The organism is Pseudomonas sp. 14P_5.3_Bac1 (genome assembly GCF_025466135.1).
Taxonomy (GTDB): domain Bacteria; phylum Pseudomonadota; class Gammaproteobacteria; order Pseudomonadales; family Pseudomonadaceae; genus Aquipseudomonas.
Map to the genome: position 1 here is coordinate 1 of NZ_JANLOF010000030.1, position 1,436 is coordinate 1,436.

The following is a 1,436-nucleotide window of genomic DNA, read 5'->3' on the forward strand; positions in this document are numbered from 1 at the left end:
CTGAGGTAGCGGATTATTGGGTGGGTGTACCTGTCGGGGAATTGCGCTCCAACACAGCTTCCACTAGCGCCTGGGTGTTCTCGTTCAATTAAGCGAGGTGCATGATCACCGGTGAGTGGATGTTGTCCGGGTCTTGTTGGCAAGGGTTGTTTCGATGCGAATAGCTGCGGGCAATAGGCTCGAATCCTTCTCAGTCGCTCAGACAAGCTGGATCAGAACGCATGCAAGCTAAGGGTTGCGCATTGTTTTGCTAGGAATACATATCCCCTGAAGAAGCCAACTAATGAAAGCAATCCATCGAACCAAATCGTTATGCTCCAGAAATTCCAAGGGTGAAGAAAAAAATAATAACGAGCCGTGGTGCGCCACACTAGACTGAGTTGCCCCCCACAGTAAAACACCAACAAGGCATATCCAAAACGACTTAACAGTAAAGTTATCACCAGAATAATGCTTACTGATTGAACGCCAAAATAAAAATCCTAAAAGAGAAATAAAAAAATAAATGGTAGTGATAAGAATCTGGTCAGCGCCCATTTTCTTTATACTCTTTATATAAGACATTTATGGTGCTTATATCAGCTGCAGCATCGAGTACCAAGGCGGCTTTACTTGCGTCGACGTATCCACGCTGGTAATCGGTTCGAACATAACGAAACAGACGCCAGGAGTCAGGCTTCAATACCAATCGACCTGCTCCATATGCTGACATCAATAAATCTGCGCCTCCGTACGCCATATTTCCTTCAAACTCACCACCGCCCATTGCTTTGGCAACTTCATGGTATCCCTTGCGTAACGGCCCTTGAGTGTCCGAGCGGCCCTCCCACAAATTTCGTCCCCCCTCATAGACGTTGTTGGCTCCGTGCGCGATCAGCGGTGCTCCAGCGACTAGGCATAGCGTGCCGAAGGACACGTAGCAAATGCCTGCCCCTGTCGCGAACTGCAGTGCACCGGCAATCACCCCGACACCTTCTTGTGCGACATCCCGTGCTTGCTCAAGCAGGCTTTTTTGTTCGCTTTCCAGCTCCCTCATACCCTGCACTGAGGACTTTTTACCCTGCTCCACATCGCGGACGATGCTTCTCGCGAAAAACGCTACCTCACGGTTGAACTGCAGTCGCAGAACTCCATCTTTGATATGCCGTGCGCTTACGGTACACGCCTGGTTAGCCAGAATGCTCCCAGCACGACTGACCTGCCAAAAATCGCAACTACCGAACCTGTCGCCATCCACTCTGTCCGTCAAGGGTTTCACTCATCGCCTCCCCAAGCGCTATAGCCTGTTGTGCCAGCAAGGTGGTGAGCCCACGTGATGCTCCGATAACGAATCGCTAGATGTTCCTGTGGTTCGGCATCGTTTTGTAAAATGACATGCGGCATATCCAGCGTCAGGTCTGTGATAACACCGCCTTCAATGGAGATTGAGTAAAACT

At 50.0% G+C, this 1,436-nt stretch carries 1 protein-coding gene and 1 pseudogene; both read right to left on the reverse strand.

Annotated elements, in window-relative coordinates:
* Window positions 1–526 precede the first annotated feature (526 nt).
* Complete coding sequence (locus tag NTD89_RS07440; protein WP_262206919.1) at window positions 527–1,258, reverse strand: DUF4225 domain-containing protein; 732 nt, start codon at window positions 1,256–1,258, stop codon at window positions 527–529.
* Window positions 1,255–1,436, reverse strand: a pseudogene (locus tag NTD89_RS07445) (type VI secretion system tube protein Hcp); the annotation flags it as partial. The pseudogene NTD89_RS07445 and the gene NTD89_RS07440, both read right to left, overlap by 4 nt.